This is a genomic window from Pseudonocardia sp. OZ21 (assembly GCF_059359135.1).
Genome location: NZ_JCADBN010000025.1, coordinates 20,295 through 35,502, shown reverse-complemented (window position 1 = coordinate 35,502; position 15,208 = coordinate 20,295). Strand labels below are relative to the sequence as shown.

General features: G+C 71.4%; 14 protein-coding genes. 8 read left to right on the top strand and 6 right to left on the bottom strand.

Annotated features, from left to right (window positions below; genetic code table 11):
• Nucleotides 1–167: 167 nt before the first annotated feature.
• A complete protein-coding gene (locus tag AC5L35_RS34700) occupies nt 168–1,562 on the top strand; it encodes a selenium-binding protein SBP56-related protein (RefSeq protein WP_495063986.1) in 1,395 nt (464 codons plus the stop codon).
• Nucleotides 1,563–1,575: 13 nt separating this feature from the next.
• Here the strand turns inward: AC5L35_RS34700 and AC5L35_RS34695 are convergent, their stop codons facing one another.
• Genes AC5L35_RS34695 through AC5L35_RS34680 form a run of 4 tightly spaced genes read right to left on the bottom strand, consistent with a single transcriptional unit; the run spans nt 1,576 to nt 5,377 of the window.
• Complete coding sequence (locus AC5L35_RS34695) at nt 1,576–2,298, bottom strand: hypothetical protein (protein ID WP_495063985.1); 723 nt, start codon at nt 2,296–2,298, stop codon at nt 1,576–1,578.
• Entirely contained in the window at nt 2,295–3,101 is an 807-nt protein-coding gene (locus AC5L35_RS34690; RefSeq protein ID WP_495063984.1) for an MBL fold metallo-hydrolase, read from the bottom strand. Before AC5L35_RS34690 ends, AC5L35_RS34695 begins: the two co-directional genes overlap by 4 nt.
• On the bottom strand, nt 3,098–4,042 hold the full coding sequence (locus AC5L35_RS34685) for an aminoglycoside phosphotransferase family protein (protein ID WP_495063983.1): 945 nt from the start codon (nt 4,040–4,042) through the stop codon (nt 3,098–3,100). The genes AC5L35_RS34690 and AC5L35_RS34685 overlap by 4 nt, the downstream gene beginning before the upstream one ends.
• A gap of 57 nt (nt 4,043–4,099) precedes the next feature.
• Nucleotides 4,100–5,377 carry an HNH endonuclease signature motif containing protein gene (locus AC5L35_RS34680; protein WP_495063982.1) on the bottom strand — a complete coding sequence of 426 codons (1,278 nt, stop codon included), beginning with the start codon at nt 5,375–5,377 and terminating at the stop codon, nt 4,100–4,102.
• 126 nt (nt 5,378–5,503) lie between these two features.
• On the opposite strand from AC5L35_RS34680, the gene AC5L35_RS34675 reads away from it, so the two are divergent.
• From AC5L35_RS34675 to AC5L35_RS34665, 3 genes are all read left to right on the top strand, one after another.
• Complete coding sequence (locus tag AC5L35_RS34675) at nt 5,504–5,917, top strand: deoxycytidylate deaminase (protein ID WP_495063981.1); 414 nt, start codon at nt 5,504–5,506, stop codon at nt 5,915–5,917.
• 154 nt (nt 5,918–6,071) lie between these two features.
• Entirely contained in the window at nt 6,072–6,515 is a 444-nt protein-coding gene (locus tag AC5L35_RS34670) for an excalibur calcium-binding domain-containing protein (protein ID WP_495063980.1), read from the top strand.
• Nucleotides 6,516–6,518: 3 nt separating this feature from the next.
• On the top strand, nt 6,519–7,160 hold the full coding sequence (locus AC5L35_RS34665; RefSeq protein WP_495063979.1) for a class F sortase: 642 nt from the start codon (nt 6,519–6,521) through the stop codon (nt 7,158–7,160).
• A gap of 10 nt (nt 7,161–7,170) precedes the next feature.
• Here AC5L35_RS34665 and AC5L35_RS34660 read toward each other — a convergent pair whose 3' ends face one another.
• Nucleotides 7,171–8,166: an LLM class flavin-dependent oxidoreductase gene (locus AC5L35_RS34660; RefSeq protein ID WP_495063978.1), complete on the bottom strand. Its 996-nt coding sequence runs from the start codon at nt 8,164–8,166 to the stop codon at nt 7,171–7,173.
• A gap of 153 nt (nt 8,167–8,319) precedes the next feature.
• Here AC5L35_RS34660 and AC5L35_RS34655 point away from each other — a divergent pair, with 153 nt between their 5' ends.
• On the top strand, nt 8,320–8,931 hold the full coding sequence (locus AC5L35_RS34655) for a DUF6518 family protein (protein WP_495063977.1): 612 nt from the start codon (nt 8,320–8,322) through the stop codon (nt 8,929–8,931).
• Between the two features lie 19 nt (nt 8,932–8,950).
• Here AC5L35_RS34655 and AC5L35_RS34650 read toward each other — a convergent pair whose 3' ends face one another.
• Nucleotides 8,951–10,798, bottom strand: coding sequence for a transglycosylase domain-containing protein (locus AC5L35_RS34650; protein WP_495063976.1), 1,848 nt, complete (start codon nt 10,796–10,798; stop codon nt 8,951–8,953).
• Between the two features lie 250 nt (nt 10,799–11,048).
• Here AC5L35_RS34650 and AC5L35_RS34645 point away from each other — a divergent pair, with 250 nt between their 5' ends.
• From AC5L35_RS34645 to AC5L35_RS34635, 3 genes are all read left to right on the top strand, one after another.
• On the top strand, nt 11,049–12,275 hold the full coding sequence (locus AC5L35_RS34645) for a PP2C family protein-serine/threonine phosphatase (protein WP_495063975.1): 1,227 nt from the start codon (nt 11,049–11,051) through the stop codon (nt 12,273–12,275).
• Nucleotides 12,276–12,647: 372 nt separating this feature from the next.
• Nucleotides 12,648–13,991: an MFS transporter gene (locus AC5L35_RS34640; RefSeq protein WP_495063974.1), complete on the top strand. Its 1,344-nt coding sequence runs from the start codon at nt 12,648–12,650 to the stop codon at nt 13,989–13,991.
• A gap of 122 nt (nt 13,992–14,113) precedes the next feature.
• Nucleotides 14,114–15,109: a rod shape-determining protein gene (locus AC5L35_RS34635; RefSeq protein WP_495063973.1), complete on the top strand. Its 996-nt coding sequence runs from the start codon at nt 14,114–14,116 to the stop codon at nt 15,107–15,109.
• The last annotated feature ends 99 nt before the right edge of the window (nt 15,110–15,208 follow it).

Sequence of the window (15,208 nt, the reverse complement as noted above, 5' to 3'; positions counted from 1 at the left end):
CACACCGGGCAGGTAACGCGCCTACCGTCGCGCCCACGCGGTTCCGATATCCCGGCGAGGTCGTCCTTCAGTTCCGCATGTGATCACTAGTCGGCTGCGGCATCAGAACCGTGGAGGAAACGTACGGATCAGCTGATATCACCATTTCCGGTAACGAGGAGCCCACGATGGATCCGACCTTCTACAGGACCGCAGCCGACGCCGCAGCTGCCCCCGGCGAGGAGCTCGCGTACGTGGCCGCCTTCGACCGCGGCGCCACGACGAGCGATGCGATGACCGTGGTCGGCCTCGACCCGGAGTCGGATGACTACGGCACGGTCATCGGCTGGACCGACATGCCCGCCGTGGGCGACGAGTTGCACCACTTCGGCTGGAACGCCTGCAGCAGCGCGCTCAAGCACGAGGGCCACGACATGGACGGCCTCGCACGCCGTTACCTGCTCGTACCCGGCCTGCGGTCGTCCAACATCTACGTCCTCGACACCGGCCCGGACCCCCGCGAACCGACCCTGGTCAAGACCATCGACGGCAAGGAGCTCGCGGCCAAGGCCGGCTACTCACGTCCGCACACCCTGCACTGCGGCCCCGACGGTGTCTTCCTCACCTGCCTCGGTGGGCCGCCGGGAGACGAGGACGGCCCGGGCGGCATCGCGCTGCTCGACCACGAGACCTTCGACGTCCTGCGCGCCTGGGAGACCGACCGCGGGCCCCAGCATTTCCACTACGACGCGTGGTGGCACCTCAACCAGAACGTGCTGATCTCCAGCGAGTGGGGCAGCCCCTCGATGATCGAGAACGGGCTCGTGCCCGAACTGCTGCTGGGCCAGAAGTACGGCCACCACCTGCACTTCTGGGACCTGGCCACCGGCCGCCACCAGCAGAGCGTCGACCTGGGCGCCCAGCACCAGATGGTGCTGGAGGTCCGCCCCTCCCACGACCCGGAGGCCACCTGGGGATTCGTCGGGGTGGTGGTCTCCACCGAGGACCTGTCGGCCTCGGTGTGGCGCTGGCACCGCGACGGGGAGCACTGGAAGATCGAGAAGGTCATCACCATCCCGGCCGAACCCGCCGACCCCGACCTGTTGCCGCCTGCGCTGAAGCCCTTCGGCGCGGTGCCGCCGCTGGTCACCGACATCGATCTCTCCGTCGACGACCGCTTCCTCTACGTCTCCTGTTGGGGCACCGGCGAGATGAAGCAGTTCGACGTCAGCGACCCCGCCCGGCCGCGGCAGACCGGGTCGGTGCGGCTCGGTGGCATCGTCGGGCGCACCCCCCACCCGGCTCGGCCGGACATGCCGCTCGCGGGCGCCCCGCAGATGGTCGAGGTCAGCCGCGACGGGCGCCGCGTCTACTTCACCAACTCCCTCTACGGCGCATGGGACGACCAGTTCTACCCCGACGGCGTCGGGGCCTGGATGGCCAAACTCGACGCCGACCCGAACGGCGGGCTCAGCATCGACGAGAGCTTCTTCCCCCACGGCGACGACTTCCGTGGCCTGCGCGTGCACCAGATCCGGCTGCAGGGCGGCGACGCGTCGTCGGACTCCTACTGCTACCGCTGACAACCCGGAGCACCTACCGGGTCGACACCCAGATCCGCAGGGGTCCGAGCGGGGCGCAGCCGTGCCGGAGCGCCGCGTCCAGCGCAGGGCCGTGTTCGTAGCCGACCACCGGGAGACCCGGGACGTACCGATCGAGGGCGTCCAAGGTGCCCGTCCAGGCCCGGTCGAGGTCCTCGTCCACGTCGAAGACGTTGGACAGCCCGACCACCTCGGCGCTGCGGTGCGCGACCGCGCCGGAGACGATCCGGGTGCCGAGGTGGCCGGCGAGGACAAGCACGGCGGGGTCGTCGAGCAGCCCGGCGCGGAACACTCCGCTCGGGCCGGAGCCGCCCGCCCATGCGGCCTCCCACGCCTTCAGCATCTCGGTGGTACGCACCAGGACCCACCGGACGGTCTGCGGCACCCCGGCCACCGGGCCGTCCGCGGCGCGGCGCACCCACTGGGCGTCGATGAGCACCTCGAAGCCTGCGGGGGCGAGATCCAGGCACGCGAAGCTGTCCTTGACCGACGCGCCGGGTGACGAGGTGTCGATCCGGGCCAGCGCCTCGGCGGCGGACGCGGTGGCGGTGAGGGTCACCGCGTCCGGGTACAGGGGCGGTGTCCGGCGCGGGTTCGTCCACGCGTCGGCGTGGAACTCACCCGGGACCCCATGTGAGCGGCACACCGCGTCGCACCACTCGGCGTTCTCGCGGGCGGCCTCGCGGACATGGTCGGCGGCCCGTGCCGTCGAGGTCATCTGGGCACGGACCACGAGCCGGCGGGTTCGACCTGCAGGACCTGGGAGAGCCCGGCGTCGTCGAACGCCTCGACGACGCGGTCGAGCCCTTCGCTGAAGTGCGCCCAGCCCTCGTAGTGGGCGGGCACGACAACGGGAGCACCGAGCACGGCGGCCGCCGCCGCGGCCCGCTCGGCGGTCAGCGTGAGCGGGCGCCCGCGTTCCCGCCGCGGGACCCGGGCCGCGCCGGTGAACAGCACCGCCACGTCGACGGACCCCACACGCCGGGCGACCTCCGCGACCACGGCGACCGACGCGTTGTCGCCGCTGACGTACACCGTCGGCAGCCCGTCGCCCGCCAGGACGAAGCCGGTGACCTCGCAGTTGACGTTCCCGTCCTCGTCGCGGTCGCCGTCGGCCGGACCGTGCACGGCAGGCACCACCTGGACGGTCAGGTCCCCCGCGCCGCCGGGGCGGGCGAGGGTGACCGACGCCCAGGGCTCCAGTCCGGTGGCAGGCGCCCCGAGCCGGCGGGCGGCCTGCGGCCCGCACACGACGAGCGGGGCCGCGAGCGCGAAGGCCCGGCCCCGCTCGTCGAGGTTGTCGGGGTGCACGTCGTGGCTGACCAGCACCGCGTCGACGCTGCCCAGGTCGGTTTCCTCGACCGCAGGCCCGCGCAGCTTGGTGAGATATCCCTTGTCGCCCGGCGGGTCGAAGGTCGGGTCGGCCACGAACCGCAGGCCGCCGATGTCGATGACGGTGGTCGGTCCGCCGACCACTCCGATACCGAGATTCCGCCGCTCAGCGGTGATGGCTTCGCTCACGGGGATCCATCATGCTCGGCCGACACGCGTAGGGGGAGGTTCGTGGCCAGCAGGCGCGCCACCGCGAGCGCACGGCCGTCGGTCCGCCCGTCGCCGGCGTCCCACACCTCCGACAGCATCGCGGCGACGAAGCCCCAGCGCGTGATCCGCTCGACGGGCAGGCCGAGCCCGTCGGCCAACTGCTCGACGCGGCGCGGCACCAGCGCCAGCAGGGTGGCGTCGTGGCGGTCGGGATCGGGGTTGTAGAGCAGCGGGCCGGCCTCGAAGCCGGGGTCGCCCACGTAGCCGTGCGGGTCGATGGCGAGCCAGCCCTTCTCGCCGGACCGCAGGATGTTGTCGTGGTGGAGGTCGCCGTGCAGCACGACCCGGCGCGGCGCCGAGGCGCACAGCTCGTCGAACAGGGCCAGTGCGGCGACCACGAACCCCCGCGGCAACGGGTCGTCGCCGGGGTACCGGGCCAGGTAATCGACGAAGGCGCGGCGCAGCGTGTGCAGGTCGGGGAGGCCCGCCTCGGGCACCGGCGCGGCGTGCAGGCGGCGGAGCACCCCGAGCGCCGCGGCCGTCGCGTCCTCGTCGCGGCCGGGGACGAGGTCCCGGGCCATGGTGCCCGGCTCGGCCCGCTCCAGGAGCAGCGCGCCGCGCGCCCGGTCGTGAGCGAGCAGGCGGACCGCACCGTCACCCCCGTACGCCGCAAGGGCCGCCGCCTCCTGGGCCAGGTGCCCCGGCCCGGGCGGTCCGAGCTTGAGCACGGCGGGTGTCCCGTCGGCACGACGGGCGCGCGCGACCCAGTTGAAGCTCAGCCCGTAGATCTCCCCGGCCTCGACGCCCCATTCGCGGGAGACCGCGTCCAGCACAGCGGGCAGTTCGGCGAGCCAGCGGCGGCCCTCGTCGCCCCAGACCTGCACCGCGTTGTCGGCGAGCGCCCGCGGCACGTCGATCATCGGCCCACCCTCCCAGACGTGCACACGACCGTGCCGCGTGTTTTCCGAAGTCGTCGCTCATGCGGCGAGGTGCAGAAGCGGTTTCCGGCGGGGTCTTCGCTGCGGGTCGATCCAGGCCGGTGGGATCAGCTCGGGGAGCCCATCGCGGATACGGACTTCCCACTCGGAGTGGTGCTGCAGGCGGTGACACGCCCGGCAGAGCATCACGCAGTTGTGCAGGGCCGTGTCGCCACCGTCCTGCCAGGCCTTGATGTGGTGGACCTCGCACCACAACGGTGGCCGCCCGCAGCCGGCGCAGCCGCGGTCGCGGGCGGCGATCGCGCGGCGCAGCCCGTCGGGAATGGTGCGGGTGACCCGCCCGACGTCGAGGGGCTGGCCCGTCCCGTTGAGCACGACCGGGACGACCGCGGCATCACAGGCCAGCATCCGCAGCGACTCCGGCGACAGCGTGCCACCGAAGTCCAGGCAGGCGGCGCGGGCCCGGTTCTCCAGGTCCTCCAGCCGGATCAACACGCTCAGGTGCGGGCGGCGCCCGCCGCACTCGGGGACGTCACCGTGGTCGAGCACGTACCCGCACACATCAGCCAGCGCCTCGGCCTGCCGCTGCGCGGCGCTGCGCTGCTCGTCGCCGCGGACCGGCCGGGCGTGGGCGTCGATCACGGTGGCGATGGCGTCGAACATGGCCGCGTCATCGAACCGGCCCTTCAGGGTGCCGCCCGCTTTGCCGCGGTGACGGACCAGGTGCACCTCGTTGACCGCGGCGGGTGGGCGGTCATCGGGTTCGGCGCCGTCGGCGTCGAGGGCTTCGACGAGCGCGATGCCCCAGGTCTGCAGCTCCGAGGGGGTGTAGACGGCGGCTTTCTCCGCAAGTTGGGCTTCGGCGCCGGCCCACACCTGCGGGCTGAGCCGCGCCGCGGCCGGGCTCGCGAGCACCCGCGCGATCACCGCGACGTGCCGCAACCCGGTGTGCCCGGAGGCGAACACCCCGGCGGTGGCAGGCAGCTTCGCGGGCAGTGCGGTGCCGTCGAGGCTCACCCGCGGGCACACCTGCTCGGCGGCGACCACCCGGTGACGGGCCTCGAACCGTTCCCAGCCGAGCAGATCGCCCAGCGCGGCCGGAGTGGACTTGTAGCCCCGCTCCGCGAACGTCCCGCGCCGCTCCAGCGCGGACACGGTGGCGACGGTAAGCCGGTCCAGCCTCCTGCTCGTGCCCTCGCACAGGGTGAGCACCGACAGCAGCTCGTCATCGGTGGCACCGGACTCAGCGGCCGCGGACAGCGCGTCGATCGCCTCGACCAGGAGGCGATGCGCGGTGGTGAGCGGGCTGTCCGACACCCCATCATCATACGCGAACAGATGTTCGAATATATGCGCCTCGTCGCAGGTCAAGGGCCGTTCATCGATCGTGGCCGGCCAGCACGGTAAGCGGGGTGGCCAGCACTTCCTGGATCATCGCCAGCCATGCACAGGACTGCGCGACCGACGATCGACGAGACGCTCATGGATATCGCCCGTGTCTGGTCCCGACGTTCGACCTGTCCGCGGCTGTCGGTGGGCGCAGTGCTGGCTCGCGATGGCCGAGACCTGAGCGGTGGGTACAACGGCTCCCCTCGAGGCCTCCCCCACTGCGTGCACGTGGATGACGAGCCGTGCACCGACAGCCTGCACGCGGAGGAGAATGCGCTGCTCAACGCGGCGTATCACGGGGTGTCGTCGCGTGGGACGACGTTGTACTGCACGCATTCCCCGTGCAAGGCCTGCGCCGGCCTGATCATCAACGCCGGTGTCGTGGCCGTGGTCTACGCGCTGCCGTACCGCTCGGACGCAGGGCTCGCACGTCTGGCTGTCGCCGGGGTGCTGGTCGAGCAGCTGTAAGAAACGCACCCGCCTTTCGGACCGACCATGATCACTCTGCGCAGCGAGGCCTCTACAGGCTGTTTGTAACAGCGGTCCGGATTGTCCCGATGGTCCTCCCGCGCGACCCCGAATCGTGCAGGTTCGTCCCCCGACCGAGTGAGGCCTCAACTCCATGCGCATCCGCAACATCACCGTTGCCGCCGTCCTCGCAGCCGGCGCCACGCTCCCCTTCGCCGGTATCGCGAACGCCCAGCAGCCCGACCGCGACTGCTCCGACTTCGCCACTCAGGCCGAGGCGCAGGCCGCGTTCGACTCCCGCCCCGGCGACCCCGAACGCCTCGACGCCGACAACAACGGCATCGCCTGCGAGAGCGAGTTCGGCGAGTCCACCACCAGCGCCGAACCCGTCCCCTCCACCACCCCCGCGCCGCCCACCACCGCCCCCAGCGACGACAGCGGCCAGGTGCACGGGGTGCCCGAGGGTGCCGTCGACACCGGCGACGGCTCGACCGTCGGCGACCCGATGACCGGCCCCGCCCTCGTCGCCCTCGCGGGTCTGGCCGCGGTCAGCGCCGCGGCCGCGGCCACCACCTGGTCCGGACGCCGGTCCAGCTGAGCCATGGCCGACCGCACGCACCACCACCCCCGCCGGATCGCACACGCCCTGGCGGGGGTGGTGGCGGTGAGCCTGGCGCTGCTGGCCGGGTGCGCCGGCCCTGTCGACACGGGCAGCGCACCGGCCCCCGCACCTGCGCCGGCCGCGCCCGCTCCGGCTCCCGCTCCCGGCTCCGGGGCGGCCGTGCTCCCCGCGTCCCATCCCACGCGGCTGCAGATCCCGGCGATCGACGTCGATGCCCGCGGCGTGATCGACCTCGGGCTCCAGGCCGACCGGACGATGGAGGTTCCCGCCGACGGCACCACGGTCGGCTGGTACACCGGGTCACCGACCCCGGGCGAGCTCGGGCCCGCCGTGCTCGCCGCGCACGTCGACTGGAACCACGAGAAGGGCGTCTTCTACGACATCCACCGCCTCGAGCCCGGTGACCCGATCACCATCGACCGGGCCGACGGGTCCTCCGCGGTCTTCGAGGTGCAGCGGGTGGAGCAGTACCCGAAGGACAAGTTCCCCACCCAGACGGTGTACGGCGACGTCCAGGGCGCCGAGCTGCGCCTGATCACCTGCGGCGGCGAACTGGACCGCGCGGCGCGCAGCTACCGCGACAACATCGTCGTGTACGCGGCGCTCGTCCGATCGACCTGATCCAGAGGTCTCAGCCCAGGCCCGTGGCGGCGGCGTGGAGCAGGTCCAGCTCGTCGACGTCGAGACTCGTCGGTTCCAGGATGAGCGTGACCTCGCGCCCGTCGGCCGCGGCGAACTCGGCGAGGCGGTCGGCGCACTGCTCGGGCGTGCCGTGGATGACCGAGCGTTCGACGTCGACCGCCGGGCCGTAGTAGCGCTGCCAGTGGCGGCGGGCACGCTCCAGGGCCACCCGGCTGTCGCGGTGGACGCTCACGCCCTGCACCTTGGTGATGCCGAGGCGGTCCGGGTCGCGGCCGCTCGCCTCCGCCCGCTTCCGGATCGTCCGGATGCCGGCGAGGAACTCGGCGGTGCCGAAGTGGCCGCTGGCGACCCAGCCGTCGGCCACCAGGGCGAGGCGGTTCAGCATCGCCTCGCTGCGGGCGCCGAAGTACACCGGCAACGAGTCCTGGAGCGGCTTCGGCCGGACGCTCGCACCCGTCAGACGGTGGTAGCGCCCGTCGTGGTCGACGCCGTCCTCGCGCCAGAGCCTGCGGGCGAGCGTGACGTTCTCCAGCAGCCGTCCCAACCGCTGCTGCACGGGCACGCCGAGGCTGGCGAACTCGTCGGGCGTGCCGCCGAGCGACACCCCCAGCACCAGCCGTCCGTCGGAGAGACGGTCGACAGTGGCAGCGCTCTTCGCGAGGTGCACCGGATGGAGGTAGGCGGCCAGCACCACCGCCGTTCCCAGCCGCACCCGGTGCGTCTGGCCTGCGACCCAGCTCAGCAGGTCCAGCGGTTGCAGGACGTCGGTGTGGTGGAAGACGTGGTCGCCGACCCAGATCGACTCGAAGCCGAGCGCTTCGGCGCGCTGCACGAAACCACGCAGCTCCGCCGGATCGGGCGCGTCGGCCGAGGGGATCCGGACGCCGATGTTCACCGTGGCGGTCACCCCCGCACCCGTCGCCGGGCGGACCTCGTCGTTCGCCCCACACGCCCTCCTCGCCGCGGTGAACAGGATGATCATCATGGCGCAGCGGGTGGCGGCAGGGCCACCACAGGAACGCCCTACCGATCCGGGGATCGGCGGGACATCGTTGTCTGCTGATCCGCAGACATCGTGACAACATCCCGGCTTCGACACTGCCCCTCGGAACAGTCCGCCCGACCGAGGGATGCACACATGGAAACGGCATTCGCGCCGCCCGCGTCGACGATTCGCCCGCTGCTCGGTGTCGCGAGCGCCGGACTGCTCTCGGGCGTACTCGGCGCCTTCGCTCGTGACAACGAGACGCTACGGCCGCTGGCCCATCTGATCGGTCCCTGGATCCTGCTGGCCGTGGTGGTCAGCGCGGGGCAGCGCCCGGAACGGGCTGCGGTGCGGAGCGCGCTCGGCCTGGTGGCGGCCGTCGTCGCGTTCTACGTCGGCACCGGCCAGGCGTCCTCGCTGCGCGTAGGTCAGTTGGCACTGTGGAGCGTGCTGGCGATGCTCGGCGGGCCCGTCCTCGGCCTCCTCTTCCACCGGATCGGGGAACGCGGGCCGCTGGCCGCAGTCGGAGCCGCCTGCGCGCTCGGTCTGCTGATCGGCGACGTCCTCAACGAGTTCGACAGGTTCGGGTCGGTCGTGACGCTGTACCTCTTCGCGCTCCTGTCCACCGGCACGGTTCTCGCGATCAGCAGGCCGACCTGGCGCCGGTTCCTGTGCATCCTCGTGCTCTCCGTGCCCGCGTCCGCGATCGGACTGGCGCTGGTCGCCGCGCCCGACGACCTCGAGAAGCTGCTCCTGCCCTTCTGAGCGTCCGGCGAGCCGCGGATCAGGGGCCTTCCGTCGGCTTCTGCCGGGTCGGGGTGTCGGCGGGAGGAACCGACGCCGGTTCACCGATCGGCCGGAAGGGCCCGAAGGGCAGCCGTGGGGCCGTCGTCATGACGTCGCGCCACACCCTGCCCGGCAGCGTGACGCCGGTGATCGAGGTGGCCGACGCCGTGCGCAGGGGCGAGTTGCGGTCCGTCCCGATCCACACCGCCGTGGCCATGGCCGGGGTGAACCCGCCGAACCAGGCGTCGTTGGTCTCACCCGCGATGCGGGACGGCACGGTGCCCGGCGCCGCCGCGACCCGGGTACCGATGCCCAGACCTCGGTACGCCGCCACGTCGAGCATCGTCTCGGCGACGTTGCGCGCCACCTGCTCGCCGAACCGCCGATCGCCAGCCGAGCCGCCGTACGCCGCCGCGTCGTAGAGCAACCGCCCGTCGCCGTCGACCACCCGCGCCACGACGTGCGGCGCGTGCCAGACCCCGCCGTCGGCGATGGTCGCGTAGGCCGACGCCAGCTCGAGCGGGGTCACCTCCTTGTTCCCCAGCGCGATTCGCTCGTCGGGGTGGTCGAGCGGAGAGGTGATCCCGGCGGCGCGCGCCGCGGCCGCGACCTGCTCGGGTCCCAGTTGCAGGGCCAGCTTCAGGAACACGGCGTTGTTGGAGATCGTCATGGCCTGCGTGACGTCACAGCGCGGGCAGTCGGCGCCGTCCGCGCCGGGGCGACCCGACGGTTCGGTGCCGTTGTAGATCCGTCCGATCGCGGCAGGCGGGTCGTGGAGCAGCCCCGCCAGCACCGCGAACGGCTTGAACGTCGACCCCGCCTGCTTGCGGACCTGCGCGTAGTCCAGCCCGACCCCGTCGTCCCCGCCGTAGTAGGCCCGGATCCCGCCGGTCGCCGCGTCGACGGCGACCACCGCGGCGCGTAGCTCGTTCGGCTGGCCGGCGAAAGCCCGCCGCACCGCGGCCACCGCCGCGCCCTGCTGACCCCGGTCGATCGTCGTGGTGATCCGCAGGCCATCCTGGGCGACCTCCCGGTCCGTGATGCCCAACGACTCGAGTTCGGACCTCACGGAGTCGATGATGTGCCCGCGCTCGTCACCGAAGGATCCGCTGGACGGCAGCCGCCGCGGCAGGGTGACTGGGAACCGGCTGCTGCTCCGCTCGGCCGCGGAGAGCCAACCCTGCGCGGCCATCCCGTCCATGACGAACTCCCACCGCTGCGTCGCCTTCTCCAGGTTGAGCGCCGGGTCCCAGCGCGACGGCCCCTGGATCACCCCGGCGAGAAGAGCACCCTCCGCCGCCCCCAGGTCGGTGACGTGCTTGCCGAAGTAGGCCTGGGCGGCGGCCTCGATGCCGTACGCGCCGCGACCGAAGTAGATCGTGTTGAGGTAGTCGGTGAGGATGTCGTCCTTCGACCGCTGCTGCCCGAGCTTCACCGAGACGATCAGCTCCCGGTACTTCCGCCACAGCGAGATGTCGTTGCCCACCAGCGCGTTCTTCACGTACTGCTGGGTGATCGTCGAACCGCCGCCCTCACCACCCCGGAGCTGGTTCCACACCGCACGCAGGATGCCGGTGAGGTCGAAGCCCGGGTTCGAGTAGAACGAACGGTCCTCCGCCGCGAGCACGGCGTTGCGCACCGGCACCGGGATCTGCGCGACCTGGACCTTGGTGCGGTTGCCCGCCTCCGGCACCAGCCGGGTGAGCTCACTGCCGTCGGAGTAGGAGATCAGGGCGACCTGGTTGTTCACCGCCTCGTCCACGTCGGGCACCGGAAACACCAGCCAGCCGACGACGAACGCGAGCAGCGGGGCGAGCAGCACCGCAGCGATCCCGCCCAGCAGCACCCGCCGGATGCAACGCCTGATTCGTTCCGAATGTCCCATGAACCCTCCCCGTGCTGGGCGCGCGCAGCCGGCGTCGACCCGATGACCAGGGAGAGCGCAACAGGGCCGCTGTTGCAGCGATGTCGTCTCGTTTCCACACGTTTTCGCAAATGGGTGCCGACGTTCGTTCCTTCGGACCACTGGACGCCGGCACTGCGGAGTCCCTCGAAGCAGCGATCACGGCTCCCACACCGACCGCTAAGGTCGTCAGGTGTCGACAGGAGATACGGCGCCCGATGCGTCGGAGGAGCGGTTGCGCCGCATAGAGGCGGTCACCGCGGCCGATCTCGCACATCTCGACGTCGAGGATCTCCTCAACGCCCTTCTCCAGCGCGTACGAGCACTCCTCGACGTCGACACCGCCGCTGTACTCCTGCTCGACTCCTCCGGCAGCCAGCTCGTCGCCACGGCCGCTCAGGGCATTGAGGAAGAGGTCCAGCAAGGGGTGCGCATCCCCCTCGGAAAGGGCTTCGCCGGTCGCATCGCGGCCGAGAAACAACCGGTAGTCCTCGACGAGGTCAGCCCCACCAACGTGCACAACCCGCTCCTGCTGAAGCGGGGCATCCGCTCGATGCTCGGAGTGCCGCTGCTCAGCGGGGGCAACGTCCTGGGCGTCCTCCACGTCGGGACCCTGACCCCACGGCAGTTCACCGACGACGACCGCAGCCTGCTGCAGCTCGTCGCCGACCGCGTCGCGCTGGCCACCCGGGCGCGCATCTCGCACGCCGATCGCACCGCTGCCAACGCGCTGCAGCGCAGCCTCCTGCCCGCCGAGCTGCCCAAGGTGCCCGGTCTGGAGTTCGCCGCCCGCTACGTGCCGGGCGACGGCGAGGTCGGCGGCGACTGGTACGACGTCTTCCTGCTCCCGTCCGGCCGCTTGTGCATCGTCATGGGGGACGTCGCAGGCCGGGGACTCCCGGCGGCCGTCACGATGGGCCGGCTGCGCACCGTCGTCCGAACCTGCGCGCTGGATCTCGAGGATCCGGCCGAGCTGCTGTCCAAGGTCGACGAGCACGTCCGGCATTTCGAGCCGACCACGATGACCACGGTTCTCTGCGCGATGCTCGATCCCGACCACCGAACCCTGGTGATCTCCACCGCCGGCCATCCCCCGCCGGTACTGGCGAGGCCCGACGGGGACACCGAGCTCGTCGAGCTCTACCACGACCTCCCGCTCGGCGTCGCCACCGCGCGACCGCGGCACACCACCGAGGTCGACCTGGCCCCGGGGAGCAGCATCTGCTTCTACACCGACGGGCTCGTCGAACGCCGGGACGCGTCGCTCGACGCCGGGTTCGACCGGCTCCGGGAGGCCATGGGTCCCGATCGGGCCGAGACGGCCTGCGCCGCGATCATGCTCCAGATGGTCGGCCGCGAGCAGGTCCACGACGACATCGCCATCCTCACCGTCTCCCGGGAGCACGCTCCGCCGACCTGAACGTCGGACCGAGGGCCAGGGGCGACTCGCCGGACGAAACCGGGCGACTCGCGCAGCACAACCGGGCGACTCGCGCAGCACAACCGGGCGACTCGCGGGGCCCCCGCGAGTCGCCCGTTCCGTGCCCGCGAGTCGCCCGTTCCGTACCCGCGAGTCGCCCGGTTCGCACCCGCGAGTCGCCCGAGGCGGGTGGGCGCTGCTCGTCTCCTATTCGCCTACTACCCACCAGAAGTCGTCGCATTGATGCGGGAATTACCTGTTACGCCGGTATTGCCGGAATGGACTAACCTTTCGCGCGCTTTTCTTGACACCGTCATCCAATGATCGGACTATTTCTCCACAGCACGGTTTCGATGGACACAGGAGTCTGCGATGAGCACCGACACGCCAACGACGCTGTTCAGGTCGCAGCGCCGACGGGCCGTGGTCGCCAGTACGGTCGGCACGTCGATCGAGTGGTACGACTTCTTCCTCTACGGAACCGCCGCGGCACTGGTGTTCCCGCATGTCTTCTTTCCGGGGCAGAGTCCCTATATCGGCATCCTCGCCTCGTTCGGCACCCAGTTCGTCGGTTTTGCGGCCCGGCCGATCGGAGCGGCGATCTTCGGGCACTACGGCGACCGGATCGGCCGCAAGGCCACCCTCGTCACGACATTGATGATCATGGGGGTGTGCACGGCGCTGATCGGGGTGCTGCCCGCGGAGGCGACCATCGGGATCGCCGCGCCGATCCTGCTGACCGTGCTGCGCCTGCTGCAGGGCATCGCGGTCGGCGGCGAGTGGGGCGGGTCCGTGCTGCTGGCCATGGAGTGGGGATCCGAGAAGCGCCGCGGGTTCATGGCGAGCTGGCCGCAGCTCGGCGTCCCGATCGGGCTGCTGCTCTCCACCGCGATGGTGCAGCTGATGTCGGCGACCACGGGCCCGGACTTCCTGACGTGGGGCTGGCGGGTGCCGTTCCTGGTCAGCCTGGTGCTCGTGGCCATCGGGCTCTACGTCCGGCTGCAGGTGCTGGAGAGCCCGGCCTTCACCCGGGTGAAGGAGACCCGCTCGGTGGTGCGGGTACCCGTCGTGGAGGCGTTCCGGCACCAGTGGCGGGAGATCCTGACGTCCGCCTTCGTCCGGATGTCGGAGCAGGCGCCCTTCTACCTCTTCGTGACGTTCGTGCTCACCTACGGCACCCAGCAGCTCCAGCTGTCGCGCGCGGGCCTGCTCACCGACACGCTCATAGCGGCCGCCATCGGGTTCATCAGCGTTCCGCTGTTCGGTTACCTGTCCGACCTCATCGGACGCCGGGTGATGTACGGGATCGGGATCGTGTGCACGGGGGTCTTCGCCTTCCCCTACTTCGGCCTGCTGAACACGCGGGTGGCGGGTCTCGTGCTGCTCGCGATCGTGCTGTCGTTGATCTTCCACGACATGCAGTACGGCCCACAGGGCGCTCTGATCGCCGAGAGCTTCGGCGCCAACATCCGCTACAGCGGCGCCGGCATCGGCTACCAGCTGGCGTCGGTGGTGGCGGGCGGCCCGGCCCCGCTGATCGCGGCGGCCATCCTCCAGAACACCGGATCGAGCACCGGGATCGCCCTCTACATCGTGGGCTGTTGCGTCGTCTCCTTCGTCGCTCTGCTGTTCATGCCCCGCACCGGAGCCACCTCCCAGGCATCCGGAGAGTCGGGCCGGCCGGCGCACGCGCCCGGGGGGTCGGCAGTCGCCTGACCGACGACGGGGTCCCGGCCGGCGCACTTACTCGCAGTAAGGCAGCCGATCAGTGGCTGGACCAAATGGCCGCCGGGACACAGACTCTGAGGTCGGGGGGTCCACTCGCATGGGGAGGATCCGTGGCTCAGTTCGGGATTGATCTCGGAACTGCGAACACCGTGGTGTGCAACGAGTCGCACGGCGTCGTGTTCGACGAGCCGTCAGTGCTCCTGCGGCGCAACGGCGTGAAACGTCGAGGGCGTCCGATCGCGATCGGGCAGGAGGCCTCCGAGCTGCTCGGGCGGGTCCCGGCGGGGATGACCGCACTGCGCCCGCTACAGGACGGCGTCATCACCGACCTGGACACCGCGCGGACGTTTCTGCACGCGGTTGTAAGGCGGGCCGCCCGGCATCCATGGCAGCGCCCCTACGCGCGGGTGGCCATCGGCGTGCCGTCGGGAGCGACGGAACTGGAACGCCTCGCGCTGCTCGAGGCCGCCGACGAGGCCGGGATCAGGGGCGCGATCACCGTCGACGAGCCGATCGCCGGTGCCGTCGGCTGCGGGGTCGACCCCATGGAGCGACGCGTGCACCTGGTGGTGGACGTCGGTGGCGGCACGGCCGAGGTCACGGCGTTCTGCTTCGGCGGCGTGCTCACCTCCCGGTCCTGCCGGGTGGCGGGCGACGAGATGACCGTGGCGGTCTACCGGTACCTGCGCGAGCACCATCACCTCGTCGTGGGCGAGCACACCGCGGAGGACCTCAAGATCCGGATCGGGTACGAGACGGAGCCCAGCGTGGTCGTGCCGGGGCGCGACGCCGCGACGGGGCACGCCAGGCTGGCGACGGTGCCACTCGCCGAGATCGTGAAGGTGATCGAACCCATCACGGACTCGATCGTCGAGACGCTCGCGGCGTGCCTGGACGACCTGCCGCCGGAGGCGTCGCGGGACGTGCTGGCCGACGGCATGCTCCTGATCGGTGGGGCCTCGCTCACGCGCGGGTTCGCCCAGCGGCTCGAACGGGCCTTCGGGTTCCCCGTGAAGCTGGCCGAGAACCCGCTGACCTGCGTGGCCGAGGGTGCGGCGCGGTGCCTGCGCAGCCCGAGCGTGACCGCGGCCTTCGGCTGGAACTGACGCCCGCGGCCCACCCGACTTGCAGCAAAGCCACTTTCACGCAACGTGGTTGCATGAAAGTGGCTTTGCTGCGGCCAGCCGGGGTGCTCGCCGCCGGCT

What these genes read in the sequence shown, in the direction of transcription:
- AC5L35_RS34675 (WP_495063981.1), top strand. Translation starts at nt 5,504, where the DNA reads ATGCACAGGACTGCGCGACCGACGATCGACGAGACGCTCATGGATATC.
- AC5L35_RS34660 (WP_495063978.1), bottom strand. Translation starts at nt 8,166, where the DNA reads ATGATGATCATCCTGTTCACCGCGGCGAGGAGGGCGTGTGGGGCGAAC.
- AC5L35_RS34695 (WP_495063985.1), bottom strand. Translation starts at nt 2,298, where the DNA reads ATGACCTCGACGGCACGGGCCGCCGACCATGTCCGCGAGGCCGCCCGC.
- AC5L35_RS34655 (WP_495063977.1), top strand. Translation starts at nt 8,320, where the DNA reads ATGGAAACGGCATTCGCGCCGCCCGCGTCGACGATTCGCCCGCTGCTC.
- AC5L35_RS34700 (WP_495063986.1), top strand. Translation starts at nt 168, where the DNA reads ATGGATCCGACCTTCTACAGGACCGCAGCCGACGCCGCAGCTGCCCCC.
- AC5L35_RS34670 (WP_495063980.1), top strand. Translation starts at nt 6,072, where the DNA reads ATGCGCATCCGCAACATCACCGTTGCCGCCGTCCTCGCAGCCGGCGCC.
- AC5L35_RS34685 (WP_495063983.1), bottom strand. Translation starts at nt 4,042, where the DNA reads ATGATCGACGTGCCGCGGGCGCTCGCCGACAACGCGGTGCAGGTCTGG.
- AC5L35_RS34665 (WP_495063979.1), top strand. Translation starts at nt 6,519, where the DNA reads ATGGCCGACCGCACGCACCACCACCCCCGCCGGATCGCACACGCCCTG.
- AC5L35_RS34640 (WP_495063974.1), top strand. Translation starts at nt 12,648, where the DNA reads ATGAGCACCGACACGCCAACGACGCTGTTCAGGTCGCAGCGCCGACGG.